Origin of the sequence: Serratia marcescens, from assembly GCF_029846115.1 — a bacterium.
GTDB classification, from domain to species: domain Bacteria; phylum Pseudomonadota; class Gammaproteobacteria; order Enterobacterales; family Enterobacteriaceae; genus Serratia; species Serratia marcescens_L.
In genome coordinates, this window is sequence record NZ_JARVZZ010000001.1 from 2,389,367 (window position 1) to 2,413,110 (window position 23,744).

The 23,744-nt window shown below is 62.6% G+C and carries 28 protein-coding genes; 18 read left to right on the forward strand and 10 right to left on the reverse strand.

Translation table 11 applies throughout. The features are described 5' to 3' along the window. Positions 1-93 precede the first annotated feature (93 nt). Positions 94-1,224: a Gfo/Idh/MocA family protein gene (locus QDT79_RS11225; protein ID WP_063991271.1), complete on the forward strand. Its 1,131-nt coding sequence runs from the start codon at positions 94-96 to the stop codon at positions 1,222-1,224. Positions 1,225-1,326: 102 nt separating this feature from the next. Here the strand turns inward: QDT79_RS11225 and QDT79_RS11230 are convergent, their stop codons facing one another. The 3 genes from QDT79_RS11230 to QDT79_RS11240 are packed head-to-tail and all read right to left on the reverse strand — an operon-like array spanning position 1,327 to position 4,456. Continuing rightward, on the reverse strand, positions 1,327-3,198 hold the full coding sequence (locus QDT79_RS11230; RefSeq protein WP_308316503.1) for an amidohydrolase: 1,872 nt from the start codon (positions 3,196-3,198) through the stop codon (positions 1,327-1,329). Positions 3,199-3,219: 21 nt separating this feature from the next. Next, the gene (locus tag QDT79_RS11235; protein WP_038880135.1) at positions 3,220-3,765 is read right to left on the reverse strand and encodes an antibiotic biosynthesis monooxygenase; all 546 of its coding nucleotides are present in this window, start codon (positions 3,763-3,765) and stop codon (positions 3,220-3,222) included. A gap of 46 nt (positions 3,766-3,811) precedes the next feature. Further along, complete coding sequence (locus QDT79_RS11240) at positions 3,812-4,456, reverse strand: hydrolase (RefSeq protein ID WP_046686653.1); 645 nt, start codon at positions 4,454-4,456, stop codon at positions 3,812-3,814. Between the two features lie 140 nt (positions 4,457-4,596). Between QDT79_RS11240 and QDT79_RS11245 the strand changes: the two genes are divergently transcribed. The 8 genes from QDT79_RS11245 (at position 4,597) to QDT79_RS11280 (ending at position 12,501) form a co-directional block, all read left to right on the forward strand. Beyond that, on the forward strand, positions 4,597-5,508 hold the full coding sequence (locus QDT79_RS11245; RefSeq protein WP_308316504.1) for a LysR substrate-binding domain-containing protein: 912 nt from the start codon (positions 4,597-4,599) through the stop codon (positions 5,506-5,508). A 43-nt stretch (positions 5,509-5,551) separates the two neighbouring features. Then, positions 5,552-5,920, forward strand: coding sequence for a cell envelope integrity TolA C-terminal domain-containing protein (locus tag QDT79_RS11250; protein ID WP_308316505.1), 369 nt, complete (start codon positions 5,552-5,554; stop codon positions 5,918-5,920). Positions 5,921-6,785: 865 nt separating this feature from the next. Next, a complete protein-coding gene (locus QDT79_RS11255) occupies positions 6,786-7,817 on the forward strand; it encodes a fatty acid desaturase (RefSeq protein ID WP_308316506.1) in 1,032 nt (343 codons plus the stop codon). A 40-nt stretch (positions 7,818-7,857) separates the two neighbouring features. Then, positions 7,858-8,787 carry a glycine betaine ABC transporter substrate-binding protein OsmF gene (osmF, locus tag QDT79_RS11260; RefSeq protein WP_060442279.1) on the forward strand — a complete coding sequence of 310 codons (930 nt, stop codon included), beginning with the start codon at positions 7,858-7,860 and terminating at the stop codon, positions 8,785-8,787. 67 nt (positions 8,788-8,854) lie between these two features. Further along, complete coding sequence (locus tag QDT79_RS11265) at positions 8,855-10,009, forward strand: ABC transporter permease (RefSeq protein WP_304574453.1); 1,155 nt, start codon at positions 8,855-8,857, stop codon at positions 10,007-10,009. Further along, positions 10,006-10,941 (forward strand): ABC transporter ATP-binding protein, encoded by a 936-nt coding sequence (locus QDT79_RS11270; RefSeq protein WP_033637623.1) that lies wholly within the window; start codon positions 10,006-10,008, stop codon positions 10,939-10,941. Before QDT79_RS11265 ends, QDT79_RS11270 begins: the two co-directional genes overlap by 4 nt. Continuing rightward, positions 10,938-11,711 carry an ABC transporter permease gene (locus QDT79_RS11275; RefSeq protein ID WP_048233049.1) on the forward strand — a complete coding sequence of 258 codons (774 nt, stop codon included), beginning with the start codon at positions 10,938-10,940 and terminating at the stop codon, positions 11,709-11,711. The genes QDT79_RS11270 and QDT79_RS11275 overlap by 4 nt, the downstream gene beginning before the upstream one ends. Before the next feature lie 28 nt (positions 11,712-11,739). Beyond that, complete coding sequence (locus tag QDT79_RS11280) at positions 11,740-12,501, forward strand: phosphate/phosphite/phosphonate ABC transporter substrate-binding protein (RefSeq protein WP_080473363.1); 762 nt, start codon at positions 11,740-11,742, stop codon at positions 12,499-12,501. 6 nt (positions 12,502-12,507) lie between these two features. Here the strand turns inward: QDT79_RS11280 and QDT79_RS11285 are convergent, their stop codons facing one another. The 3 genes from QDT79_RS11285 to QDT79_RS11295 all read right to left on the reverse strand — a co-directional run bounded on the left by QDT79_RS11285 (position 12,508) and on the right by QDT79_RS11295 (position 14,079). Continuing rightward, a complete protein-coding gene (locus tag QDT79_RS11285; protein ID WP_063988784.1) occupies positions 12,508-13,227 on the reverse strand; it encodes an SDR family oxidoreductase in 720 nt (239 codons plus the stop codon). 106 nt (positions 13,228-13,333) lie between these two features. Next, positions 13,334-13,714, reverse strand: coding sequence for an HVO_A0114 family putative DNA-binding protein (locus tag QDT79_RS11290; RefSeq protein ID WP_077267519.1), 381 nt, complete (start codon positions 13,712-13,714; stop codon positions 13,334-13,336). Continuing rightward, complete coding sequence (locus QDT79_RS11295; protein WP_063988785.1) at positions 13,714-14,079, reverse strand: toxin-antitoxin system TumE family protein; 366 nt, start codon at positions 14,077-14,079, stop codon at positions 13,714-13,716. Before QDT79_RS11295 ends, QDT79_RS11290 begins: the two co-directional genes overlap by 1 nt. A gap of 98 nt (positions 14,080-14,177) precedes the next feature. Here QDT79_RS11295 and QDT79_RS11300 point away from each other — a divergent pair, with 98 nt between their 5' ends. Continuing rightward, positions 14,178-15,089, forward strand: a complete 912-nt coding sequence (locus QDT79_RS11300; RefSeq protein WP_063988786.1) for a LysR family transcriptional regulator — start codon at positions 14,178-14,180, stop codon at positions 15,087-15,089. On the opposite strand, the gene QDT79_RS11305 is transcribed toward QDT79_RS11300, so the two are convergent. The 4 genes from QDT79_RS11305 to QDT79_RS11320 form a co-directional block, all read right to left on the reverse strand. Continuing rightward, the gene (locus QDT79_RS11305) at positions 15,077-15,253 is read right to left on the reverse strand and encodes a YohO family small membrane protein (protein ID WP_016928550.1); all 177 of its coding nucleotides are present in this window, start codon (positions 15,251-15,253) and stop codon (positions 15,077-15,079) included. The genes QDT79_RS11300 and QDT79_RS11305 overlap by 13 nt on opposite strands. A 106-nt stretch (positions 15,254-15,359) precedes the next feature. Beyond that, positions 15,360-16,280, reverse strand: a complete 921-nt coding sequence (yedA, locus tag QDT79_RS11310) for a drug/metabolite exporter YedA (protein ID WP_308316507.1) — start codon at positions 16,278-16,280, stop codon at positions 15,360-15,362. A 103-nt stretch (positions 16,281-16,383) separates the two neighbouring features. Then, positions 16,384-16,878, reverse strand: coding sequence for a DUF2878 domain-containing protein (locus QDT79_RS11315; protein ID WP_063988788.1), 495 nt, complete (start codon positions 16,876-16,878; stop codon positions 16,384-16,386). 177 nt (positions 16,879-17,055) lie between these two features. Continuing rightward, positions 17,056-17,709 carry a helix-turn-helix transcriptional regulator gene (locus tag QDT79_RS11320; RefSeq protein WP_308316508.1) on the reverse strand — a complete coding sequence of 218 codons (654 nt, stop codon included), beginning with the start codon at positions 17,707-17,709 and terminating at the stop codon, positions 17,056-17,058. Positions 17,710-17,812: 103 nt separating this feature from the next. Between QDT79_RS11320 and QDT79_RS11325 the strand changes: the two genes are divergently transcribed. The 8 genes from QDT79_RS11325 (at position 17,813) to QDT79_RS11360 (ending at position 23,623) form a co-directional block, all read left to right on the forward strand. Then, on the forward strand, positions 17,813-19,267 hold the full coding sequence (locus QDT79_RS11325) for an MFS transporter (protein ID WP_308316509.1): 1,455 nt from the start codon (positions 17,813-17,815) through the stop codon (positions 19,265-19,267). 30 nt (positions 19,268-19,297) lie between these two features. Continuing rightward, positions 19,298-20,146: an AraC family transcriptional regulator gene (locus QDT79_RS11330; protein WP_107227389.1), complete on the forward strand. Its 849-nt coding sequence runs from the start codon at positions 19,298-19,300 to the stop codon at positions 20,144-20,146. A gap of 71 nt (positions 20,147-20,217) precedes the next feature. After that, positions 20,218-20,928 carry an AzlC family ABC transporter permease gene (locus QDT79_RS11335; RefSeq protein WP_063988791.1) on the forward strand — a complete coding sequence of 237 codons (711 nt, stop codon included), beginning with the start codon at positions 20,218-20,220 and terminating at the stop codon, positions 20,926-20,928. Further along, a complete protein-coding gene (locus QDT79_RS11340; protein WP_038880577.1) occupies positions 20,925-21,236 on the forward strand; it encodes an AzlD domain-containing protein in 312 nt (103 codons plus the stop codon). Before QDT79_RS11335 ends, QDT79_RS11340 begins: the two co-directional genes overlap by 4 nt. Before the next feature lie 68 nt (positions 21,237-21,304). Continuing rightward, positions 21,305-21,874 (forward strand): helix-turn-helix domain-containing protein, encoded by a 570-nt coding sequence (locus tag QDT79_RS11345; protein WP_063988792.1) that lies wholly within the window; start codon positions 21,305-21,307, stop codon positions 21,872-21,874. 2 nt (positions 21,875-21,876) lie between these two features. Beyond that, positions 21,877-22,395: a GNAT family N-acetyltransferase gene (locus QDT79_RS11350; RefSeq protein ID WP_107227390.1), complete on the forward strand. Its 519-nt coding sequence runs from the start codon at positions 21,877-21,879 to the stop codon at positions 22,393-22,395. A 50-nt stretch (positions 22,396-22,445) separates the two neighbouring features. Further along, positions 22,446-22,844: a GNAT family N-acetyltransferase gene (locus QDT79_RS11355; RefSeq protein ID WP_308316510.1), complete on the forward strand. Its 399-nt coding sequence runs from the start codon at positions 22,446-22,448 to the stop codon at positions 22,842-22,844. 131 nt (positions 22,845-22,975) lie between these two features. Continuing rightward, positions 22,976-23,623 carry an Ssp6 family T6SS pore-forming effector gene (locus QDT79_RS11360; RefSeq protein WP_107227391.1) on the forward strand — a complete coding sequence of 216 codons (648 nt, stop codon included), beginning with the start codon at positions 22,976-22,978 and terminating at the stop codon, positions 23,621-23,623. Positions 23,624-23,744: the final 121 nt, after the last annotated feature.

The following is a 23,744-nucleotide window of genomic DNA, read 5'->3' on the forward strand; positions in this document are numbered from 1 at the left end:
GAAATTTATATTCCATATAAACCCGTTATCAACCGGCGCGTTTCATTAAGCAGCGCCTTGTTCTATGCAGGATGTCGATCACGGGAGAAAATGATGAAACAGGTACGCGTTGGGTTAATCGGCACCGGTTATATCGGGCGTTGTCACGCTATCGCCTATGCGCAGGCCGCCACGGTCTTTCCTCTGAAAGGGGAGCTGGTGCTGGAGATGCTGGCGGAAGTGACGCCCGAGCTGGCGGCGCAGCGCGCCACCGAGTTCGGTTTTGCGCGTTCGACCGGCGATTGGCGGCAGCTGGTGGCCGATCCGGCGATCGACGTGGTGGACATCTGCGCGCCCAACTTCTTGCACAAAGAGATGGCGCTGGAGGCGATACGCCACGGCAAGCACGTGTATTCGGAAAAGCCGCTGGCGCTGGACGCCGCCGACGCGGCGGAGATGGTGCAGGCCGCCCGCGCCAAGGGCGTAAAAACGCTGGTCGGTTTCAACTACATGAAGAACCCGACCAGCCAGCTGGCGCGCGAGATCATCGCCAACGGCGAAATCGGCGAAGTGGTGCATTTTTACGGCACCCACAATGAGGATTATCTGGCTGACCCGCGCACGCCGATTGACTGGCATTGCCGTCGCGCCAGCGCCGGGCTGGGTGCGCTGGGGGATCTGGCGGCGCACATCGTCAATATGGCCCACTACCTGGTGGGCGATATCGTGGCGGTTTCCGGCGATATGCAGACCGTGATCAAACAGCGTCCGGATCCGCAAGACCCGGCGCGCCTGCTGCCGGTGGAAAACGAAGATCAGGCCAGCGCGCTGCTGCGTTTCGCTGGCGGGGCGATGGGCACTATCGAAACCTCGCGCATTGCCTGCGGGCGCAAGATGGGGCTGACCTATGTGGTCACCGGCACCAAGGGCACGCTGAGCTATACCCAGGAACGGATGGCGGAGCTGAAGCTGTATCGGCACGATGAGCCGGCGGAGCGGCAAGGGTTCAAAACGCTGTTGGTAGGGCCGAAGCACCCGGACTACGCGGCGTTCTGCATCAGCGCCGGGCACGGCATCGGCTTTAACGATCAGAAGACGGTGGAGATCCGCGATCTGGTCAATGGCATCGCCGCGGGCGATCGCATGTGGCCGGACTTTGAAGAAGGCTGGAAGGTGTCTTGCGTGCTGGATGCGATAGCCGCCTCCGCCGAGCAGCGGCGCTGGCTGGAGATCAACCGCGATTGAAAATGAAATGGCGCTCTCCCGTGGACAGCGCCATTAGTTTGCTATGTTGCTAACTTAATATCTTATTAAGCTAGTTACATAATAAGTTGCTGACCTGGCAACTTAGAATGAGAAGCACGAACAGCCGAACGCGCCCCAGAAGGCATTCTCGTCCGACACCGGGATGCTGGAGCGGCGCGCAATGTCATGCTGATGCGCGTGTACACCGCACGGGCCGCAGCATTGGTGCGCCTGGCTCAGTACGCCGACTTTGGCCGCCGCCGACGGCGGCGCGGAGCGGTAGTGGCCCGGCACCTGGGTGACCGGCGACCACTCCGGCAGCACCGGCAGCGGCGGCGGCGCCAGCGGCGAGAAGCTGCCGGCGGCGTAGACCACCTTGCCGTCCACCACCGTCATCACCGACTCGATGCCTTTGATCTGCTCTTCTGGCACGCTGAAATAGTCCTGCGACAGCACCGCCACATCCGCCAACTGGCCGACCTTGATCTGGCCTTTCTTGCCCTGTTCGGTGGAGAACCAGGCGCTGCCTTGCGTCCACAGCATCAGCGCCGTTTCGCGATCCAGGCGGGCGCTGTCGTCGTACATCGCCATGCCGCCGACGGTGCGGCCGGAAACCAGCCAGTACAGCGCCGTCCACGGGTTGTAGCTGGCGACGCGGGTGGCGTCGGTGCCCAGTCCGACCGGCAGTTCGGCCGCCAGCATTTTCGCCACCGGCGGCGTATGTTTGGTGGCTCCGATGCCGTAGCGGTCGGCGAAATATTCGCCCTGGAACGCCATGCGGTGCTGCACCGCAATGCCGCCGCCCAATGCCTTGACCCGCTCGATATTGCGCTCGGTAATGGTTTCGGCGTGATCGAACAGCCAGTGCAGCCCGTTGAACGGAATGTCGCGGTTCACCTTCTCGAACACGTCCAACATGCGGCTGATGGATTCGTCATAGGTGGCGTGCAGGCGGAACGGCCAGCGGTGCTCGACCAGATGGCGCACCACCCGTTCCAGCTCGTCTTCGGTGCCCGGCGGCAGATCCGGGCGCGGCTGCAGGAAGTCTTCGAAATCGGCGGCGGAGAACACCAGCATCTCGCCGGCGCCGTTGTGGCGATAGAAGTCGGTGCCCTGGCCCGGCTTGAGCATGTCGGTCCACAGCTCGAAGTCTTCCAGCTCCTGCTTCGGCCGCTGGGTGAACAGGTTATAGGCGATGCGGAGGGTCAGCTGCTTTTTCTCGTGCAGCTCGGCGATCACCTGATAATCCTCCGGGTAGTTCTGGAAGCCGCCGCCGGCGTCGATGGCGCTGGTGAGGCCCAGACGGTTCAGCTCGCGCATAAACTGGCGGGTGGAGTTGACCTGCTGCTCCAGCGGCAGCTTCGGCCCTTTCGCCAGCGTGGCGTAGAGGATCATGGCGTTGGGCTTGGCGATCAGCATGCCGGTCGGGTTGCCGTTGGCGTCGCGCTGGATCTCGCCGCCGGGCGGGTTCGGCGTGTCTTTGGTGTAGCCGACCACCTTCAGCGCCGCGCGGTTGAGCAGCGCGCGATCGTAGAGGTGCAGAATGAACACCGGCGTGTCCGGCGCCGCCTGGTTGATCTCGTCCAGCGTCGGCATGCGGCGCTCGGCGAACTGGAATTCGGTCCAGCCGCCGACTACCCGTACCCACTGCGGGTTCGGCGTGCGCAGCGCCTGTTCTTTCAACATGCGCAGGGCGTCGGCCAGCGAAGGTACGCCTTCCCAGCGCAGCTCCAGGTTATAGTTCAGGCCGCCGCGGATCAGGTGCAGGTGCGAGTCGTTCAGGCCCGGAATGGCGGTGTGGCCGTGCAGATCGATCACCTGGGTTTCCGGCCCGGCGTGCTGCATGACTTCGCTTTCGCTGCCGACCGCCAGAAACTTGCCGTCGCGGATGGCGACCGCCTGTGCGGTGGGATTTTGGCGATCGACGGTGTGAAACTTGCCGTTGGTGATGATCAATGAAGCGTGGTGGTTCATAACATTCTCCCGGCGAACCGCCTAGCGGCGGGTCAGCCATTGATGAAAAACGCGAGTCACGATAGGCATCCACAGGTACACCACCAGGGCGACCACGGTGGCGTCATTGAGAAAATGGCCGAGCAGCGTGCCGTCCAACTGCGGCAGCACCAACCCCCAAAACCAGGGCACCAGATTGGTGGAAGGGAAAATCACCAGCAGGGTGATGATGAACTGCTTCCACTGGGGCGGCTGGCGCACGCCGGGGTTGGGTGGGGTAAACCAGAACTCCGCGCCTGGGCGGATCTCGATATGGTCGCTCTCCAGCAGCAGCGGGGTGACTTCTTCGATGTATTGCTTGCGCAGCGGCGAGTGGATCCAGCGGTACAGGTTGTCGAGGTTGTCGAAGCGGACCAACACCGTATAGGCCTGTTCGTCGCCGGAAGGGCGGATGACGTTGACGCCCAAATGGCCGGTGAAGCCCGCGGCGTCGGGCATGATGCGGTTCAGCCAGGCCTCATAGGCCTGCTCGTTCCCCGGCGCCAAACGGTGGGTGATCACCAGCGTGACATGCTGCGGATGGGCCATAAAACCGACTCCTGAAAATACCCCGGCGCAGGGCCGGGGCAAGGGATTATTTCACCGTGCGAGCCGGTGCGTGGTGCACCATGGTGTAAGCGTAGTCGACGCCCATGCCGTACGCGCCGCTGTGTTCGCGCACCAGCGCCATCACCGCGTCGTAGGTGTCTTTGCGCGCCCAGTCGCGCTGGTACTCCAGCAGCACCTGCTGCCAGGTCACCGGCACGGCGCCGGCCTGCACCATGCGCTCGATCGAACGCTCGTGCGCATCGACGGAGGTGCCGCCAGAGGTGTCGGTCACCACATACACTTCATAGCCGGCTTCCAGCGCCATCAGCGCAGGGAAGGTCAGGCACACTTCGGTCCACAGCGCGGAGATCACCAGCTTTTTGCGGCCGGTGGCTTCCACGGCTTTAACGAAGGCCGCGTCTTCCCAGGAGTTCATCGAGGTGCGTTCAATCGGGGTGATTTCAGGGTGTACCGCCAGCAGTTCCGGCCAGATATAGCCGCTGAAGCTTTCGGTTTCGACTGAGGTGAAAAGGGTAGGGACGTTGAAAATCTTGCCTGCCTTCGCCAAGCCAACAACGTTGTTTTTCAGTTGCTGACGATCAATATTAGCCACGCCGAAGGCCATTTGCGGTTGATGGTCGATAAAAATCAGTGCGGAGTTGTCTTTATCAAGCAGTTGAAACTTGGACATAATTTACCTTCCCAGTGATATCTCGGTTGAACATCTGATGAGTGTAACGCCGATAAAACCCATGGTAGGCAGAGGGCGATTTCAAAGATACCGCAGAATTTTTGCCGACTTGTTGAGTTTTTTTATACACGGGAGAAAGCATGAGATTAAACCTGGAAGCGTTGCTGATTTTGGACGCGCTGGACCGGCACGGATCTTTCGCCGCCGCGGCCGCCGCACTGTTTAAAACCCCTTCGGCGCTGAGCTATATGGTGCAGAAGCTGGAGAACGATCTCGACATCACCCTGCTGGACCGCTCCGGCCACCGGGCGAAGTTCACCGATACCGGCAAGCTGATGCTGGAAAAAGGCCGGGTGCTGCTGCGAGCGGCGCAGGATCTGGAGCAGCAGGCGCGCTACGTGGAGAACGGCTGGGAAAGCGAGATCACGCTCGGGATCGACGCTTCCTTCCCGTTCGCCCGCCTATTGCCGCTGATCGACGAGTTCTATCGGCAGCATCATCATACCCGGCTGCGTTTCAGCCACGAGGTGCTGGCCGGTTCCTGGGAATCGCTGGTTTATGGCTGCGCCGACATTATCATCGGCGCCATCTGCGAGCCGCCGTCGCGGGTGGGCTATGCGTTCAGCCGGCTGGGGCAGCTGGATTACGTGTTCGCCGTCGCGCCGAAGCATCCGCTGGCGGCGCTGCAGGAACCGTTGCCGAAGGACGAAATCCGTCAGCACCGGGCGGTGGTGGTGCGCGACACCTCGCGGGTCAACGCGCCGCAGAGCCTGAACCTGCTGGAAGAACAGGATACGCTGACGGTCTTCGGCTTCGACGCCAAGCTGCAGGCGCAATTGGCCGGGCTGGGCTGCGGCTATCTGCCGCGTTCTCTGGCGGAACCTTACCTGAACAGCGGGGAACTGGTGGCGAAACGCGTGGAATCTGAACGCTGCAGCGACGTTGCCTATTTCGGCTGGCGGGAAAGCGCCAGCGGTCTGGCGGCCAAGTGGTGGCGTGAGCGGCTGCAGCGTTTCGCGGATGACGGCGAGGCTTACCCGGCGGCGCAGTGAGGGCCGCTCGATAAGGATAAATCCCCCAATAAGGACATCGGGAATGAAAAAAACACTAGGCCTGTTGGCGTTGTTGTTGCTGAGCGGCTGCAGCACCGGGCGTCAGGCCGGCATCCCGTTGCCGGAGCCGCAGGCCGAGACGCAGGCCACGGCACCGCTCAGCTATCCGGTGCGGGTGCATAACGCGGTGAGCCGCGAGCTGCGTTTGCCTGAACGCGCGCGCGGCCAACGCTGCACCATCAGCATTCGTCTGCGGCCGGACGGCAAGCTGGCGAGCAGCAAGATCGTAAGAGGCGACGCGCCACTGTGCGCAGCGGCCAGCGCGGCGGTGCAGCACGCGCAGTTTCCGCCGATGGCCACCGCCACTGAGTACGCGCTGTTCAACGCCGTGGTGCTCGATTTCGTTCCCTGAAGGGAGGTAAAGGACGGGCCGCCTGCGCGGTTAATGCTTGTCTGTTAGCGTTTTTTTTGAAGTACTCGTGACGTTTTCGGTCGATAAATGAGAGGTGCATCATGAGGCTCCTGCACCTCGACCGAGCCAGGGGCCGAAGGCGCGGCCCCTGGCAACCCGCGCCTTTGCCCTATCAGACGGTTGGCTTTGCCAACTCCCCTCCCTCCGCCATAGCGCATTGAGGCCGGTTGCGACAGGCGTCCCTGCCTGTCTCACCTGAAACCGCCGTCCATGGCGGTTTCTCCTAATGCGCTATGCCTGCGTTCGGCGTCTTCAAGGGCGTCCAATACCGTGCTCATCTCCAATTCCTCTTCTCTGCCATAAACTCATAACGGACAGATAGCGCGGTAGCTGCCTGCTTGGGTGTTGACCTTTAGTGTGCATCACCGGCTGCCGAGCAAGACGGCGTTGTCAGGGGCAACCGGCCAGGGAAAGCCGGTTGAGGCGAGACTAACAGGGACGTTTGTCGCAGCCGACCCGCCCGACAATGCAGACGCGGCGAGGGTATCCGCACAGCGGACAGACGGTGTTAAGCGAAGGCGCGGGTGGAGGGGCCGCGCCTTCGGCCCCTCCAATTGCCGTTCATTGTAGTAACAGAGAAATGCGGAACATTTACGGCAATTCAGGCTACACGAAACACACAAAGATGGGATAAAAAATGCCAGTCAGGTTTAACTGACTGATATTACCGCCTCCGCGGCCCGTTTTTTCGCTTTTACGAGTACGCAACCCGCTGAATTTTCACTTAGCTTTGCCATTTTCGTTATTTTGAACGCCGCTACGGCTCACGGATACTGGGAGAAAATCTCTTACCGCGAGCCGCAGCATGTCCCACGCCCACTATTTGCACCCCGAACAGCGCGAACGAATCAGGCAGCTTTATCGGCGCCGGTATTGGCGAATGGAATTGCCCACCTGGGGGATCATGGCGGCGGTGTACGGCGGCTGGTTCGGCGTGGCGATGGGATGGCAAACGCTGGGCCCGTGGCTTGGCGCGCCGCTGTTGATCCTCCTGACCACCTGGTACCTGTCGTTGCAACACGAGCTGATCCACGGCCATCCGACGCGCTGGCCGCGCGTCAATCAGCTGTTCGGCCTGTTGCCGCTGGCGGTGTGGTATCCCTACGGGCTGTATCGCGATTCGCATCTGCGCCACCACCGCAACGACCACCTGACCGATCCGTACGAAGATCCCGAAAGCTATTACTTCAGCGCCGCGCAGTGGCGGCGCTATCCCCGCCTGTTGCCGCTGCTGGCTGCCGTGCGCAATACGCTGATCGGCCGGGTGCTTCTCGGCCCGGCGCTGGATATCGCCGCGACCCTGGCCGGGGCGGTGAAAGCGCTTGCCGCCGGGGAGTGGCGCGCCTGGGCGAGGTGGTTGGTACACCTGTCGCTGTTGGCGATGTTGCTGAACTGGCTGCAGGCGCAGGGTATCGGCACGGCGTTTTACCTGCTGGTCATCAGCTACCCGGCGCTGGCGCTGACCAAGGTAAGATCGTTTTTTGAGCATCGCGCCGTGGACGCACCGCAGGCACGTTCTATTATTAATGAGGCGGGCTGGCCGTGGCGGCTACTGTTTCTCAATCTGAACTACCATTTAGTGCATCACGATCTGCCCGGCCTGCCCTGGTATGGTTTGCGCGAAGTCTATCTGGCGGAGCGTGAGGCGTATCAGCGGCGCAGTCAGGGATTTGTCGCGCAAGGCTATGGCGAGTGGCTGCGCGATTACGCCCTGACGCCGATCGACGTTGGCGTGCATCCATTGCGCGCCGATGAACCGCAGGGGGAAGGCGATGCTCTGCCGACGGAAAAATTTATTGCGCGCTGGAAGCGCGTTTCTCAGGATTTTCCAACCTAACCGGCCCATGAGCCGGAAAACATATAACCAGAGGAAAAGTATGGCAATCACCTTATCACGCGGACGTTCCTTTGCCGTCGCACTGGCCCTGCTGGCCACCGGCGGTCTGGCGCAGGCGGCCGACTCGGTGCGCGTCGGCTCCAAGATCGATACCGAAGGTTCGCTGCTCGGCAACCTCATCGTGCAGGTGCTGGAAGCCAACGGCATCAAGACCACCAACAAGCTGCAGCTCGGCACCACCAAAGTGCTGCGCGGCGCCATCACCTCCGGCGAGATCGACATCTACCCGGAATACACCGGCAACGGCGCGTTTTTCTTCTCCGATGAGAAAGATCCGGCGTGGAAGAACGCCCAGGCCGGCTTCGAGAAGGTGAAAAAGCTCGACTACGACAAAAACAAAATCGTCTGGCTGGATGCGGCGCCGGCCAACAACACCTGGACCATCGCCATTCGTCAGGACGTGGCGGAGGCCAACCATCTGAAGACGCTGTCGGATCTCGGCAAGTGGATCAACGGCGGCGGCAAGTTCAAGCTGGCGGCCTCGGCGGAATTTATCGAGCGGCCGGATGCGCTGCCGGCGTTCCAGAATGCCTATGGCTTCAAACTGAATCAGGACCAACTGCTGTCGTTGGCCGGCGGTGACACGGCGGTGACCATCAAGGCGGCGGCGGAGCAGACCTCCGGCGTCAACGCGGCGATGGCCTACGGCACCGATGGCCCGGTGGCGGCGCTGGGGTTGCAGACGCTGGCGGACCCGAAAGGCGTACAGCCGATCTACGCGCCAGCGCCGATCGTGCGTGAAGCGGCGCTGAAGGCGCACGCCAATCTGCCTGAGCTGCTCAAGCCGGTGTTCGCCTCGCTGGACGGGCCGACGCTGCAAAAACTCAATGCGCAGATCGCCGTGGAAGGCCAGGACGCCAAACAGGTGGCGGCCGCTTACCTGAAAGAGAAAGGGTTTGTTAAGGGATAATGCCGAGGTGCCCCCTCTGCCGTCGGGAGAGGGGGTAAACCGAGGGAGCCGGAGCGTTTCTTTGACTATCGTCGTAAAACATCGCGTCTTGTTGACGCTGTTCATGCTGTTGCTGCTGGCCGCTTTCGGCCTGCCGTTCCTCAGTTATGCCCCCAATCGCCTGTTGTCGGGCAAAAGTCTCTCCTTGTTCTCCCTGCTGCACGGCCCGGCGCTGTGGCTGCTGTTGCCGCTGGCGGCGTTGGCGATCCTCAGCCTGTTGCCGCCGACGCGGTGGCGGGCGCTGCTGGCGGCGCTGGCCGCCTGTGGGGTGCTGACGCTGGCTTTCTGGATCAGCGGGCAGGCCGCCGAACGCCTGGCGCAAGAGGGATCGCGCCTGGCGCGCACCTCCTGGGGCAGCGGATGCTGGCTGACGATGGCGCTGAGCCTGCTGATCGCCGCCGACGCCATGGCGCGCATCACCGCGTCGCACCTGTGGCGCATGCTGGGCAACGCGCTGGTGCTGGTGCCGCCGGCGCTGCTGCTGTTCGGGCATCAGCTCGATCAGCTGTCGCTGCTGAAGGAGTACCACAATCGCCAGGAGGTGTTTGACGCCGCGCTGCTGCAGCACCTGACGATTCTGCTGGCGACGATGGCGCCGGCGCTGGCGATCGGCGTGCCGCTCGGGGTGCTGTGTTTTCGCTCCGAGCGCTGGCAACGGCCGATTTTCTCCGCGCTGAACATTATCCAGACCGTGCCGTCCATCGCGCTGTTCGGCCTGCTGATCGCGCCATTGGCGGGGTTAGCGACGGCGGTGCCCTGGCTGGCGGAGCACGGCGTCAGCGGCATCGGCATGGCGCCGGCGATCGTGGCGCTGGTGCTGTACGCGCTGTTGCCGCTGGTGCGCAGCGTGGTGGCGGGGCTGCAAAGCGTGCCGGCCGGGGTGATCGAATCCGCCACCGGCATGGGGCTGACGCGCGGGCAGATCTTCCTGCGCGTGCAGCTGCCGTTGGCGCTGCCGCTGTTCCTGACCGGCGTGCGTATCCTGGCGGTGCAAACCGTCGGCATGGCGGTGGTGGCGGCGCTGATCGGCGCTGGCGGCTTTGGCGCCATCGTGTTCCAGGGGCTGCTCAGCAGCGCGCTGGATCTGGTTCTGCTGGGGGTGATCCCGGTGGTCATGATGGCGGTCATCGTCGATTCGCTGTTTAAATTTTGGGTTTCAATCCTGGACGTATCGCGCCGATGATTCACTTTGAGCAAGTCAGTAAAATTTTTCAGGGCAAGCCGGCGGTCGACGATCTCACGCTGCACATCGCCGAGGGCGAATTCACCGTGTTGATCGGCACCTCGGGTTCCGGCAAGTCCACGACGTTAAAAATGATCAATCGCCTGATCGAACACGATCGGGGCAAGATTCTCTTTGCCGGCGAAGAGATCCAGTCGTTCAAACCGCAGGATCTGCGGCGGCGCATGGGCTATGCGATCCAGTCGATCGGCCTGTTCCCGCACTGGACGGTGGAGGAGAACATCGCCACCGTGCCGCAGCTGCTGAAATGGCCGCGCGCGCGCATTCGCGATCGGGTGACCGAACTGTTGGAGCTGTTGCATCTGGAGCCGGATCTGTTTCGTCGCCGTTATCCGCACCAGCTGTCCGGCGGGCAGCAGCAGCGGGTCGGGGTAGCGCGTGCATTGGCCGCCGATCCCGAGGTGTTGCTGATGGACGAACCGTTCGGCGCGCTGGATCCGGTCACCCGTGCGGCGCTACAGGCGGAGATCGCGCGCATTCATCAGCTCTCCGGCCGCACCATCGTGCTGGTGACGCACGACATCGATGAAGCGCTGGGCTTGGCGGACCGCCTGGTGCTGCTCGATCAGGGGCGGGTGGTGCAACAGGGCACGCCGCTGGCGCTGCTGACCGCGCCGGCCAACGACTTCGTGCGGGATTTCTTCGGGCGCAGCGATCGCGGCATCAAGCTGCTGTCGCTGGGGACGGTGGCGGAGCGGGTGCGACCCGGCGCCGCCGAGGGCGAGCCGATCGCCGCCGCCATGAGCCTGCGCGAGGCGCTGTCGGTGTTTGTGGCGCGCGGCAGCGACTGCCTGCCGGTGGTGGATGAACGGGGTGAAGCGTTGGGGGTGTTGCACTTCAACGATCTGATCGCCGGGCAGGCGCTGTCATGAGCGGGCGCGTCTGGCGCCTGCTGCGCGATCCGCTGCCCTGGACGCTGGCGCTGCTGTTGGCGCTGGTGTTCGGCATGGATCATCTGCGCGGCCTGTTCGCCGCCTGGTTCCCCGATCTGGAGCGGCCCATTTATCAGCAGGACAGCTTTATCGCGCTGGTGGGGGCGCACCTGTCGCTGGTGGCGATCTCCAGCCTGATCGCGGTGGCTCTCGGCGTGGCGGCCGGCGTGGCCGTCACCCGGCGCAGCGGCCGGGAGTTTCGTTCGCTGGTGGAAACGGTGGTGGCGGTGGGGCAGACCTTCCCGCCGGTGGCGGTGCTGGCGGTAGCGGTGCCGGTGATGGGCTTCAGCGAACAGCCGGCGATCATTGCGCTCGTGCTGTACGGCCTGCTGCCGATCCTGCAGGGCACGCTGGCGGGCATCGAATCGGTGCCGCCCGCCACGCGCGAGATTGCCCGCGGCGTGGGGATGAGCGCCTGGCAAATTCTGTGGCGGGTCGAATTGCCGCTGGCGGCGCCGGTGATCGTCGCCGGGATCCGCACGTCGGTGATCATCAACATCGGCACGGCGGCCATCGCTTCCACCGTCGGCACCAAGACCCTCGGCTCGCCGATCATCATCGGCCTGAGCGGGTTTAACACCGCCTATGTGATCCAGGGCGCGGCGGTGGTGGCGTTGTTGGCTATTATCACCGATATGCTGTTCGAACGTTGGGTGCGTTATCTCACCGCCTGGCGCCAGCAGACGCTGGCGACCACTCCGGCGGGGTAAGGGGGAAATGATGCAGGTGTCTCTACCGATGTACGGCGTTGGCCGGGAGCAGGCCGAATCCTTCTGGCAGGTATTGCGTGGCAAGCTGCTGCGGCTGGGGTTGCCGGCGGCGCCGGAACGGCTCAGCTGGCCGGACGATCTGGCGCAGCACTGGCGGCGCGACGATCTGTTGCTCAGCCAAACCTGCGGTTATCCGTTGGTCAGCACCCTGTCGCAGGTGCAGCTGATCGGCACCTACCATTACCGGGTTGAAGGGTGCGACGGGCCGAATTACCGCAGCTGGCTGGTGGTGCGCGCGGGCGATCCCGGCGAACGGCTGGCGGATTTTCGCGGTCGGACGGTGGCCTATAACAGCACCGATTCCCAGTCCGGCTACAATGGCCTGCGCGCGCTGATCGCGCCGCTGGCGCAGGACGGGAAATTCTTTGGTACGGCTATCGCTTCCGGCGCGCATTATCAGTCGCTGAAGCTGATCCGCAGCGGGCAGGCGGATATCGCCGCCATCGATTCGATCAGCATGGAACTGCTGCGCCGCGCGCAGCCGCAGGCGCTGGAGGGGCTGAAAATCATCGGCCGCACGGCGGCGGTGCCCGGACTGCCGCTGATCACAGCGGCAGGCACGCCGCCGGAACAGGTGGAAATCCTGCGCGCCGGCGCCCGGGCGATGCTGGATGAGGCGGTCAGCGACCGCCTGCTGATCGGCGATTTCAGCCTGGTGCCGCGTTCGGCCTACCAGATTATCACCGTGCTGGAACAGCAGGCCGCCGCGCAGGGTGTAACGGCGCTCTAGCTGCCGTTACAACAGGCCACCGCCGTCGATGTCGATCACGCTGCCGGTCACGAAGCCGTTCTCCATCGCCAGCAGGTAACCCGCCGCGACGTCGGCCGCCTGGCCGACCCTGCCGACCGGCAGGCTGCCGCCAACCCGTTTGAACAGCGCCTGACGCTGCGCGGCGCTCATGCCGTCGTAGGCTTCGGTGGCGGTGATGCCGGGGCTGACCACGTTCACCCGCCGCGGTGCCAGCTCCTTCGCCAGCTGCTTGCCGGCCGCTTCCAGTGCGGCGTTGATGGCGGTTTTGACCAGCTGACCGCCGAGGTATTTACGCGACAGCTGGCCGGAAGTCAGGGTGATGGAGCCCTGCGGCGACAGCGTCGGCAGCGCAGCCTGCACCGCGCGCAAGCTTCCCCAGAATTTGACGTTGAAGTCGGTCTGCGCCTGTTCAAAGGCGGTCTCCGCCAGCGGCTTGGCCTCCACCAGCGGCCCGGCGGTGACCACCAGATGATCGAAATCGCCGACGGCGGCAAACAGCGCGCGCAGCGACGCTTCATCGGTCAGGTCGGCCTGCATCAGGCGCAGCGCGTCGTTTTTCTCCCCGGCGTGGGGCAGGCGGCGCGAAGCCAGCACCACTTCAGCGCCGCGTGCCGCCGCTGCGTAGGCCACCGCGGCGCCAATGCCGCTGGTGCCGCCCAGGATCACCAGTTTTTGTCGTTTCAGTGGGGAATCGGGAATCGTCATGTTAAGGCCTCTTTTAGGGTAAGTTTCAACGGGATCTATCTTTCCTGATTGAAAATGACCTAACAATCGGCCTTACTGACAAACACTTGTTAATGAATTTTAAAGATCACGCGGCGCTAAAGCGGGCATTTAACTTCTGATCCACGATAATTTCGAAGTCGGTAAACAGCGCCCGGGGTTTTACCGAACGCCCCTGTTTTTCCAGTGCCACCAGGCCGTGCCCGTTCAGTGTTTTCAGCGTGGTCGACAGGTTGCTGACCTGGCGGCCAGACAGTTCGGCCAGTTGGCTGATGGTCTCGGGGCGAGCGGTGTCGATAAGACGCAGCAGGGCGATATTCTCGTTGCTGAGCACCTGGGCCAGCGCAATCATCGACGTGAACCAGACTTTGGGTTCACGTTCCTGAGGCTGGTATTCCCCTTTCGCGATCGCCAGTATGCGCTTGCGAATCAGTTCTTCAGGCATCACGCCAATCAGTGCTTTCATCATCAACCTCGATTTTCTCTCTTGCGTATGACTTCATCTATCCGGGTAAAAAAATCCTCCACCAACTGATAGGCGGAATAAAACTCGTAGGGTGAGCCTTTGTCCGTCGGGGAATCATGTTGATGATCGTAAACGACGCGGCCTGAAAATTTTCCTTTACGAGGGGTTTTAATGGCATGCGCGTTGTCTATGCCAAAAACCCGGGTATTGTGGTTATCGTGCAGGGTCAAATTGTAACGGATGCCGTGAGGGATAAAGGCGGTTTGGGTCACCGTCCAGGCCTCGATTTTCCACCAATAGCCATCTTCACGATTGATCCGCGTGCCATGCAGGCTAAGGATGTAGTCCAGTCCGTTGTGTTCATCCATTGATCAAAGCTCCATTTGTTATGATCTAATCATAACAATTGGGCGTTTTATCGTCAATCCAATACGCCGTGAATCCGGCTCTCCAAGAAGGGAAATACATGACCTCATTTGCCGATCTCGAGGTGTTTGTCCGCACGGTGGACGGCGGCAGTTTTTCCGCCGCGGCGCGCGCGCTGGATATGACGCCGGCGGCGGCCAGCATTGCGGTAAAAAGGCTGGAGCAGCAGCTGGGCGCGCGGCTGCTGGTGCGTTCCACCCGCAGCCTGCGGTTGACGGAGGAGGGCGCCCGCTATCTCGACAGCGCGCGCCTGGCGCTGGGTGCGTTGGCCGAAGGGGAGCAGGCGATCCGCGAAAAGCATCAGGGGCTGTCTGGGGTGCTGCAGATTTCCGCGCCGTCGGATTTCGGCCGTAATCTGCTCTTGGGCTGGCTGGACGAATTCCGGCAACAGCATCCGCATATTCAGCTGCAGCTCCTGATCAACGATCGGCAGGCCGATCTGTTCCGCGAACCGGTGGACGTGGCGTTGCGTTTCGGGCCGTTGGCCGACTCTTCGCTGGTGGCGCTGCCGATCTTGCCGCAGCACCGGCGGCTGATTTGCGCCAGCCCGGATTACCTGCGGCGGCATGGCGTGCCGCAAACGCCGGCCGATCTGGCCCGGCACAGCATTCTGGTGTATCAGCCCAGCGGCAAACGGCAGGTGGAATGGCGGCTATGGCGCGGTGAGGAGCTGGTCGAAGTGCCGCTGAACGGCAGCTATTTTACCGATGACGGTGAGGTGGCGCGGCGCTGGGCGCTGGCCGGCCACGGCGTGGTGCGCAAGTCGGCGATCGACGTGGCGGCGGATATTCGCGCCGGGCGGCTGGTGCAACTGTTGCCGGAATGGCGCAGCGACGCGGTGCCGATCAATCTGGTCTGCCCGCATCGCTCGCAGGTGTCGGAACGCGTCAGGCAGCTGCAGCGCTTTTTACAGCAGCGCTGCCAGCGTTGGATGGACGATCACTTGGCCTGAAGGGTTTCGGTTTGCGCCGGCGTGGCGGCGGCATCCCCGGCAGGCGCGCTTTCTTCGTGCGGGGTGGTGGAACGGGTGTAGATGTTCAGCCCGGCGAGGAATACGCCGCCCAGAGAACCAAAGGCGCACAGGGCGATGACGATGACGAACGCTTTTTTCAGCATAGGAATAATTTCGCAGGTTGCTTGGAACAGCGGGAATTATAGCCCCTTCGCCGGGTGAAACAAGAATCGTTTTTAACGGCGACCCGCAGACCGCCCTTTGCGATCGCTACCGTTCACTGTCGATGGCCTGCACGCGGGCCGGGCGGGCGAACAGGTATTTCCCCAGCGTCACCAGTACCACCGCCGCCACGATGATCGCCAGCGCCAGCCACTCGCGCGGCGCCAGCGATTCGCCGGCAAAGCCGATGCCGAGCAGCACCGCCACCACCGGGTTGACGTAGGCGTAGCTGGTGGCGACCGCTGGGCGCACGTTCTTCAACAAAAACATATAGGCGCTGATCGCCAGCATCGAGCCGAAGACGATCAGATACCCCAGCGCCAGAAAGCCGCTGGTGCTCGGCATCTGCGTCAGGTGCTCGCCGCTCAGTTGGCTGGCGACCAATAACACCACGCCGGCGACCAGCATCTCCGCCGCGCCGGCCATCGGCCCGGCCGGCAGCGAGATGCGCGATCCCAATACCGACCCGAAGGCCCAGCTGGCCGACGCCAGCAAAATGAGCAGCGCGCCGGTCGGGTTGCCCACCAGGTTGTTGCCGGTGTTGAGCAGCACGATGCCCACCAGCCCGAGCGCGATGCCGGCCCATTCCAGTTTGGAATTGCGCATGCCCCACAGCAGGCTGAAGCAGAGGGTGAACAGCGGCACCGTCGCCACCATCACCGCGGCGATGCCGGACGGCACATCTTGGTGTTCCGCCACCGTCACCAGGCCGTTGCCTACCGCCAGCAGCAGAATGCCAATGGCGCCGGCGGCCAGCCACTGCTTCGGCGTCGGCAGCGCATGGCCGCGCCAGGCCAGGAAGCTGAACAGCGCGATGCCGGCGGTCAGAAAGCGAATGCCGGCCATCATCAGCGGCGGCCATTGCGCGACGCCGAGGCGAATGACGAAATAGGTGGAACCCCAAACGATATATAACGTGAACAACGCCCCGATCAACGGCAGGACGCGACGGCTTGGTTGGCTAAGCATAGGGATTGTGTTTTGCAGGGATGATTATTATTAGAATGCTCAGTAAACCCGATCGGGCAGCGGATAAGCAATGGCTTTCGGCATTATTTTTCCCGGCCGCCGTTCAGCTGTCCCGTCGTTTCCACTGCAGCCAGCTGACGGCCGGCAGGTAAATCGACCAGCCGATGGCCAGCAGCAGCAGCATGAACTCCGGCGGCACGCCGGGCAGCAACACGTCCAGCTTCCAGGACACGGCGTAGGCGAAGGGGCCGACGGCGGCGCCCAGCACCGCCAGCGGCCAGGGGGCCGCTCTGACCACGTCCAGCAGCCAATACCACCAACAGCCGAAGCCGATCCACAGTGCGAGGGCCCAGAGCGGCAGGCCGTGTTCCCCGCTGTAGTGCAGCACGCCGCTGTAGCTCCACAGCCCATCCATGCCGATGCCGCCCAGGGCCGCCAGGGCCGCGCCTTTGCGGCGGGCGGCAGGGGTAAAGATCAGCGCCAGCGCCGCGCCGGCCAGCAGTATGCCATTGAGCCGATCGCGAGTCAGCAGCGCCAGCAGCCAGCAAACGCCCAGTCCCAGCGTCGCCAGCCAGAATCCGGCATGCGGCTTCTTCATCGTTCAACTCCCGTGGGGTTACTCTGCCGCTGCGCGCTTAGCGCCGACGGATTTGCCAGAGCGGACGCGAGGCCCGCCGTTTGCCTGAATGTTCGTTAATTCAACCTTAGAAGGGAAGGTGCGGGGTGCACAAGCAGAATAATCTGTACCGGTTGAAAACGTGGGCAAAAACCGGTGTTACAGGAGCGAAATGCGGTAGGCGCAGCGGCGCGAGCCGGCCAGAATGTGTTCGGCGCGCTCCACCTGTGCCTGCAGTACTTCGGTAAAGATGCTCAGCTCCGCCCGGCAGAAGCCCTGGCAGACGGTGGCGGCGGCGCAGATCGGGCAGTGATTTTCCACCAGCAGATAGGCGCCGTCCTCCTCCTGGCGCCATTCGGCCATATACCCTTCGCGGCAGCGGATTTCGGTGAGCCGCGCCACGCGTTCGCGCAGATCGGTGGCGCCGATCATCGCCTGCTTGTAGTTGATGCGGTTTTCCTGCTCGCGGGTCTCGATCAGCACGTCGAGCGCCTGTTCGCCCAGCTTGTCGCGCACGGTGCGCAGCAGCTGCACCGTCAGATCCGCATGGGTGTCGGGAAAGCGTGCGTTGCCGGCCGAGGTCAAATGCCACAGCTGCACCGGGCGGCCCACGCCGCGCGTTTCCGCCACCGCTTCGACCAGCCCCTCTTTCGCCAGCTTGACGAACTGCTGGCGGGCCGCCTCACCGGTGGTGCCGAGCACCTTTCCTGCGTCAGAAGCTTGCTGCGGGCCGCGGGTTTTCAATAGCGTCAGCAAGCGGTCACTGACCGATTGTGCGGTGCTGCCGCTATTTTCCAAGTTTATTCTTGACATATTTCTCCGCCTCGCCCTAACTTATTCCAAGATAACTCTTGTTAAATTTAACGCAATCTTATGATCAACTCAATGCCATTCCTCTGAAAACAGGACGACAACCGTGATAACCCATGACGATAGCCGCTGGAGCGACCTTTTCTCCGGCAAAAATGCGGCCAGTGCGATCGCGCTTTCGCTCGGCGTAGCGCTGCATGCCATCAATATTCTGGTCGCCACCACCATTCTGCCCTCGGTGGTGCAGGATATCGGCGGGCTGGATCTCTACGCCTGGAACACCACGCTGTTCGTGGTGGCGTCGATCCTCGGTTCCGCGCTGTCGGCCCGGCTGCTCAGCGGCTACGGCGCGCGCAGCGCCTATCTGGTGGCTTCGCTGTTTTTCATCGCCGGGGCGGCGCTGTGCGCGCTGGCGCCGAGCATGCCGGTAATGCTGATCGGCCGCACGGTGCAGGGCTTCGGCGGCGGCCTGATCTTTGCGCTCTCCTACGCGATGATCAACCTGGTGTTCGAGCAGCGATTGTGGCCGCGCGCCATGGCGCTCATCTCGGCGATGTGGGGCATCGCCACCCTGGTGGGGCCGGCGGTAGGCGGTATTTTCGCCGAGCTGAACGCCTGGCGCTGGGCCTTCGGCATTCTGCTGCCGATCATGGCGCTGTACGCCGCGTTTACCTTCCTGATCCTGCCCAAGGGCAAAGCGCAGCAGGCGGCTGCGCCGTTGCCGACCGCGCAGCTGCTGTTGCTGACCGTGGCGGTGCTGGTGGTGTCCGCCGGCAGCCTGGCGCACAGCGCCTGGATCAACCTGGCGGGCATCGCGCTCTCGCTGCTGCTGATGACCTGGTTGCTGAAGCGTGAAGCGCACTCGAGGGCCCGCCTGTTGCCGCACGGCGCGCTGCGGCGCGGCTCATCGCTGGCCGCGCTCTACATCACGACCGCGTTGCTGGTGATCGGCATGACCAGCGAGATCTTCGTGCCTTATTTCCTGCAACTGCTGCACGGCCAGTCGCCGCTGATCTCCGGCTATATCGCCGCCGCCATGGCCGCCGGCTGGACGCTGTCCGAGATCCTCAGCTCGGGTTGGCGTGGGGCAGGCATTCGCCGGGCGATCGTCAGCGGGCCGCTGTTTGTGCTGGTGGGGCTGCTGGCGCTGGCGATCCTGATGCCGGTGCCGTCCGGCGGCCATTGGCAGGCGCTGGCGCCGATCGTCATTGCGCTGTTGCTGGTGGGATTCGGCATCGGCTTCGGCTGGCCGCACCTGCTGACGCGCATTTTGCAGGTGGCGCCCGAAGCGGACAAAGACATCGCCGGCGCTTCGATTACCACGGTGCAGCTGTTCGCCACCGCATTCGGTGCGGCGCTGGCCGGGATGATCGCCAATCTGGCGGGGCTGAACGATCCGGGCGGCGCGGCGGGCGCAGCGTCGGCGGCGCGTTGGCTGTTCCTGGCGTTCGCGCTGGCGCCGCTGCTGGCGGTATTCAGCGCCTGGCGCTGCGCGGCGATCGCGCCGCCGGGCGCCGAGACGGGCAATTTTGTACAAAACCCGCCCTCGCGCGAGTGCTAGAATGGCGCTCATTCAGCGGAGGTAGGCAAGATGAAGGCGGAAGGCATAGCGCGCAAAGCATCCCGGGAACAGGCCCATTTCATGCACGTCGACGATCTCGGCGGGCTGGAAGTGCTGCAGGCCACCTACCGCCGCCAAACCTTCTCGCGCCACAGCCATGAAGGCTTCTGCGTGGGCGTCATCGATGACGGTGCCCAGCGCTTCTACCGCACCGGCGGCGAACACGTGGCGCCGCTGGGCAGCATCATTCTGGTCAACGCCGACGACATCCACACCGGCAGTTCCGCCACCGAAGAGGGATGGTCGTATCAGGCGATGTACCCGACGCCGGAGCTGCTGGCCTTTTTGTCGCGCGATCTGAAAACCGGCGCCGGCGCGACGCCTTATTTCCCCAACCCGGTGGTGCACGACGTCGGCCTGGCCGGCCAGCTGCGGATGGCGTTCAGCCTGCTGCGCAGCGATGAGAACCGGCTGATGAAAGAGACCATGGTGTTCTCGGCGCTGACCTGGCTGATGCTGCGGCACGGTAAAAGCCGCATCGATCCCACGCCGCAGAGCCGGGCGCAAAGCCAGGTAGCGCGGGTGAAAGCCTTTCTCGACGATTTCCCCGAGGCGGACATTTCGCTGCTGGAGCTGGCGGAGCGGGTGGCGCTCAGCCCTTATTACCTGCTGCGGCAGTTTCAGCAGGCCACCGGTTTGCCGCCGCACGCCTATCAAATTCAGGCGCGGCTGCGCAAGGCGCGCGGCATGCTGAAGGCCGGCAGCAGCGTGCTGGACAGCGCGCTGAGCTGCGGTTTTCACGATCAAAGCCATTTCCACCGCCATTTTCGCAAGTCGATGGGCATCACGCCGGGCGACTACGTCAAATCGCTGAAATAGTCGGGCAATCGGGTGCAATACCCGTGTGCGCCTGCGCCGTAAGCTGGCTTCTTCAACCGAAGGAGAAGCCCATGACTGATTCAATCCCCCTCATCACGCCGCCGTCTGCCCGCCTGCGCCCCGCGCTGCAGGGGGGAGTGGCGATCTTGCCGCTGTGCCTGGCGGTGGTGCCGTGGGGCATACTGGCGGGCTCGATGGCCCTGCAAAACGGCCTGACGCCGGCGCAGGGGCTGGGCATGTCGGCCATCGTGTTCGCCGGGGCGGCGCAGCTGGTGGCGATGGGCATGATCAAGGGCGGCGCCGGGCTGCTGGCGATCCTGCTGTCGACCTTTTTCGTCACCGCCCAGCATTTTCTCTATGCGCTGCGGCTGCGGGAGCGCATTGCGCCGCTGCCGTTACGCTGGCGGCTGGCGCTGGGATTCTTGCTCACCGATGAGCTGTTCGCGCTGACCGGCGAACAGGCGCCGGCGCGTTTCGACCGCTGGTATGCGCTGGGCGCCGGGCTGACCTTTTACCTGTGCTGGTTTCTCTCCACGCTGCTCGGCATCGTAGCCACCGGCAGCGCCGGGGATCTGGACGGTTATGGGCTGGATTTTTCCATCGTCGCCACCTTTATCGCCATCGTGGTGCCGCTGGTGCGCAGCCTGCCGGTGTTGGCCTGCGTGCTGACCGCGCTGCTGCTTTCCATCGTGTTGCACCATTTCCAGACGCCGGGCGCACTGGTGATCGCCACCGTGGCGGCGATGCTGGTCGGGCTGCTGTGCAGCGGGGGGCGCCGATGATCTGGCTGACGATAGTCTTGATGGGGCTGGTGGTGTTCTTCAACCGCTACTGCTTTTTGGCGCCGGGATTGCCGCTGCGGTTATCGCCGCGCGTCAAAACCCTGCTGAGCTTTTCCGTGCCGGCGGTACTGACGGCAATTTGCGGGCCGATTGTCGCCTTCAGCGGCGACCAGCTGCGCGCCGCGCCGGATAATCCTTACCTGTGGGGGGCGGTGTTTGCGGTGATATTGGCGTTCTTTCTGCGCAACATGCTGGCGGTGGTGTTGCTGAGCCTGCTGATATTTATCGCGCTGCGCGGCATTTTTTAAAATTCGCTTGCCATATCTCTATTTTGAGATTATTTCTCTTATATGGGATTTATAACGGAGTGTGAGCGATGGATAACGGTTTGGAGACGGCCGACCAGAAGTTGGCGCAGCGGTTGGCGGATTTGCGCCAACAGCAGGGGTGGTCGCTGGAGGCGCTGGCGCAGCGCACCGGCCTGAGCCGGGCGACGCTCTCGCGGGTGGAGCGCGCCGAAACCAGCCCGACGGCGTCGCTGCTGAACCGGCTGTGCGCCGCCTACGGGTTGACCATGTCGCGCCTGCTGAGCGAAATCGAAGACGAACCGCCGGAGCTGCTGCGGCCACCGCAACAGCCGGTGTGGATCGATCGCGCCAGCGGTTTTCACCGTCGCTCCGTTTCCCCGCCTGCCGCGCTGTATAAGGCCGAGTTTATCGAAGCCCGGCTCGATGCCGGCGCGCAGATCGATTACGACCTGCCGTCGATTCCGGCGCTGGAGCATCACCTCTGGCTGCTGTCCGGGCAACTGGAGCTGACGCTGGAAGGGCGCGTTTTCCGGCTGTCGCCCGGCGATTGTCTGCGCTACCGCCTGTTCGGTGCTTCCCGTTTCCATGTTCCCGGCGATGAGCCGGCCCATTACACGCTCGTTATCTGCAGGCCATAGCCATGATTGAATTGCAACAGTGGGGCGCCGACGCGGCGCAAAACGCCATGGACGACTTGGCCGAGATGCTGCACGCCAGCGTGGCGCACGGCGCCAGCATCGGTTTTGTCATGCCCTTTACGGTGGATCAGGCGCGGGCGTTTTGGCAGGGGCTGCTGCCGGCCCTGGCGCGGGGAGAGCGCGCGATGCTGGTGGCCCTCGCGAACGGTCGGCCGGTCGGCACCGTGCAGCTGCTGTTGGCGATGCCGGACAATGGCCGCCACCGGGCGGAAGTGGTCAAACTGATGGTGCACCCGCAGGCGCGGCGGCAGGGCGTCGCGCGGCTGTTGATGCAGGAAGTGCAGGCGCTGGCGGCGCGTCATCGCCGCAGCCTGCTGGTGCTGGATACCCTGAGCGGCAGCGCGGCGCAGGGGTTGTACCGCCAATTGGGGTTCGAAGCGGCGGGCGACATCCCACAATACGCCCGCGCCAGCGACGGCGGGGCGCTGGAGGCCACCTGCTATATGTACAAACTGCTGTGAGGCTTCGAATACTATTAAGCGAAGTCGATAGCTCAGACGCGTTGGCACTGATGGCGGAATTGTCGGTGCAACTCGCTGAGATCACCGGCGATAGCGGTACATCCTCGTTTGATCCTGCTTCTATAGAAGCGGATGGAGGTTGTTTTATGTTGGTACGCAATGCTGCTGATGAAGCCGTAGCTTGTGGGGCGCTGCGTCGATTAACTTCTGGCGTTGCGGAGTTAAAACGTATGTATGTACGCGAGCCTGGCAATGGTATTGGTCGTAAATTATTACATGCTCTGGAACAACAGGCTCGATGGTTGGGGTATCGCCAACTGTGGCTGGAAACTCGAAGAGTGAACCTGCGTGCCATCAAGTTTTATCTGGCTCAGGGGTATCGGCTACGCGAAAACTATGGCCGTTACCAAGGTAACCTGCAGGCGGTCTGTTTCGAGAAAGTTCTGTAATAATGTTGCAAGTCCCTAATAGCCATTTGACATTGAAGATCCTTGTCTTGTTGGTTATGTTACGGCCAGGTTAAATCAAAGAATAGATGCCGCTGCGTTTTCCGGGCGGTTAAAATCGAGAGGGTTAAAGGATGAACTACTCTGATATTGCTGAAAGGATAGTGAAAGTGCTTGTTTCACCGGGAAGCGTTGTTGGATTGGCTCAAGGGGCGGTATCGATACCGATTGATTTGGGATATTTAGCGCTGAGCGTTTTTGATACGGGCAATCGTTGGCGTTTGCAGACGGAACGTATCCGTCTCATTAGTGCTATCCGCTCTGGAATATTCAATCGTCATCAAATCTTACGAGCAATCCGCATAGTTATTAACGCGTTCACAGATTATATCCCCAAAGATATGCAAGACAGGGTTTATGGAGGTATAGGTTCATCGGTAGCTGGCAGACTGCTCACCAGTGGTGTCGTCGCTGCGACTATAGCTAATCAGGTCATAGCGGCAGGCGGTGCCTCGTTCCTGTCGAAATTTTCTGCCGGTTCGATGGGGTTTTTCCTGACGAGTGGGGGGCTGGTCGAACATTGTATCTACAAGACCTTTGAGTTAGAGCGAGAGAACGCCCCGGTGTATTACAAATTACGGCGGGCGGGAAACCTGGATTTTCTTTACTTCCTGCTTAAGCCGTATATGAAACCTTTTATCGACGCTTTGAGCGTCCGTAACCGTTATGGCGAGGGGGCGTTTATGAAGATACTGGACATTCTGGAGTTCAAAGCACAATGAAAGACACTGGCGTGTTCAAGAGAGGCATGAAGTTCTTATACGACGTGTTGTTTCAGCTGCTGCTTATTGTGATGTTTGCTTTATGCATCTATTTTTTCTTTCACTATGAGACAGCGACGGA

Coding starts and splice junctions, on each gene's coding strand:
- QDT79_RS11225 (WP_063991271.1), top strand. CDS start 94: ATGAAACAGGTACGCGTTGGGTTAATCGGCACCGGTTATATCGGGCGT.
- QDT79_RS11230 (WP_308316503.1), bottom strand. CDS start 3,198: ATGAACCACCACGCTTCATTGATCATCACCAACGGCAAGTTTCACACC.
- QDT79_RS11235 (WP_038880135.1), bottom strand. CDS start 3,765: ATGGCCCATCCGCAGCATGTCACGCTGGTGATCACCCACCGTTTGGCG.
- QDT79_RS11240 (WP_046686653.1), bottom strand. CDS start 4,456: ATGTCCAAGTTTCAACTGCTTGATAAAGACAACTCCGCACTGATTTTT.
- QDT79_RS11245 (WP_308316504.1), top strand. CDS start 4,597: ATGAGATTAAACCTGGAAGCGTTGCTGATTTTGGACGCGCTGGACCGG.
- QDT79_RS11250 (WP_308316505.1), top strand. CDS start 5,552: ATGAAAAAAACACTAGGCCTGTTGGCGTTGTTGTTGCTGAGCGGCTGC.
- QDT79_RS11255 (WP_308316506.1), top strand. CDS start 6,786: ATGTCCCACGCCCACTATTTGCACCCCGAACAGCGCGAACGAATCAGG.
- osmF (WP_060442279.1), top strand. CDS start 7,858: ATGGCAATCACCTTATCACGCGGACGTTCCTTTGCCGTCGCACTGGCC.
- QDT79_RS11270 (WP_033637623.1), top strand. CDS start 10,006: ATGATTCACTTTGAGCAAGTCAGTAAAATTTTTCAGGGCAAGCCGGCG.
- QDT79_RS11275 (WP_048233049.1), top strand. CDS start 10,938: ATGAGCGGGCGCGTCTGGCGCCTGCTGCGCGATCCGCTGCCCTGGACG.
- QDT79_RS11280 (WP_080473363.1), top strand. CDS start 11,740: ATGTACGGCGTTGGCCGGGAGCAGGCCGAATCCTTCTGGCAGGTATTG.
- QDT79_RS11285 (WP_063988784.1), bottom strand. CDS start 13,227: ATGACGATTCCCGATTCCCCACTGAAACGACAAAAACTGGTGATCCTG.
- QDT79_RS11290 (WP_077267519.1), bottom strand. CDS start 13,714: ATGATGAAAGCACTGATTGGCGTGATGCCTGAAGAACTGATTCGCAAG.
- QDT79_RS11295 (WP_063988785.1), bottom strand. CDS start 14,079: ATGGATGAACACAACGGACTGGACTACATCCTTAGCCTGCATGGCACG.
- QDT79_RS11300 (WP_063988786.1), top strand. CDS start 14,178: ATGACCTCATTTGCCGATCTCGAGGTGTTTGTCCGCACGGTGGACGGC.
- QDT79_RS11305 (WP_016928550.1), bottom strand. CDS start 15,253: ATGCTGAAAAAAGCGTTCGTCATCGTCATCGCCCTGTGCGCCTTTGGT.
- yedA (WP_308316507.1), bottom strand. CDS start 16,280: ATGCTTAGCCAACCAAGCCGTCGCGTCCTGCCGTTGATCGGGGCGTTG.
- QDT79_RS11315 (WP_063988788.1), bottom strand. CDS start 16,878: ATGAAGAAGCCGCATGCCGGATTCTGGCTGGCGACGCTGGGACTGGGC.
- QDT79_RS11320 (WP_308316508.1), bottom strand. CDS start 17,709: ATGTCAAGAATAAACTTGGAAAATAGCGGCAGCACCGCACAATCGGTC.
- QDT79_RS11330 (WP_107227389.1), top strand. CDS start 19,298: ATGAAGGCGGAAGGCATAGCGCGCAAAGCATCCCGGGAACAGGCCCAT.
- QDT79_RS11335 (WP_063988791.1), top strand. CDS start 20,218: ATGACTGATTCAATCCCCCTCATCACGCCGCCGTCTGCCCGCCTGCGC.
- QDT79_RS11340 (WP_038880577.1), top strand. CDS start 20,925: ATGATCTGGCTGACGATAGTCTTGATGGGGCTGGTGGTGTTCTTCAAC.
- QDT79_RS11345 (WP_063988792.1), top strand. CDS start 21,305: ATGGATAACGGTTTGGAGACGGCCGACCAGAAGTTGGCGCAGCGGTTG.
- QDT79_RS11350 (WP_107227390.1), top strand. CDS start 21,877: ATGATTGAATTGCAACAGTGGGGCGCCGACGCGGCGCAAAACGCCATG.
- QDT79_RS11355 (WP_308316510.1), top strand. CDS start 22,446: ATGGCGGAATTGTCGGTGCAACTCGCTGAGATCACCGGCGATAGCGGT.
- QDT79_RS11360 (WP_107227391.1), top strand. CDS start 22,976: ATGAACTACTCTGATATTGCTGAAAGGATAGTGAAAGTGCTTGTTTCA.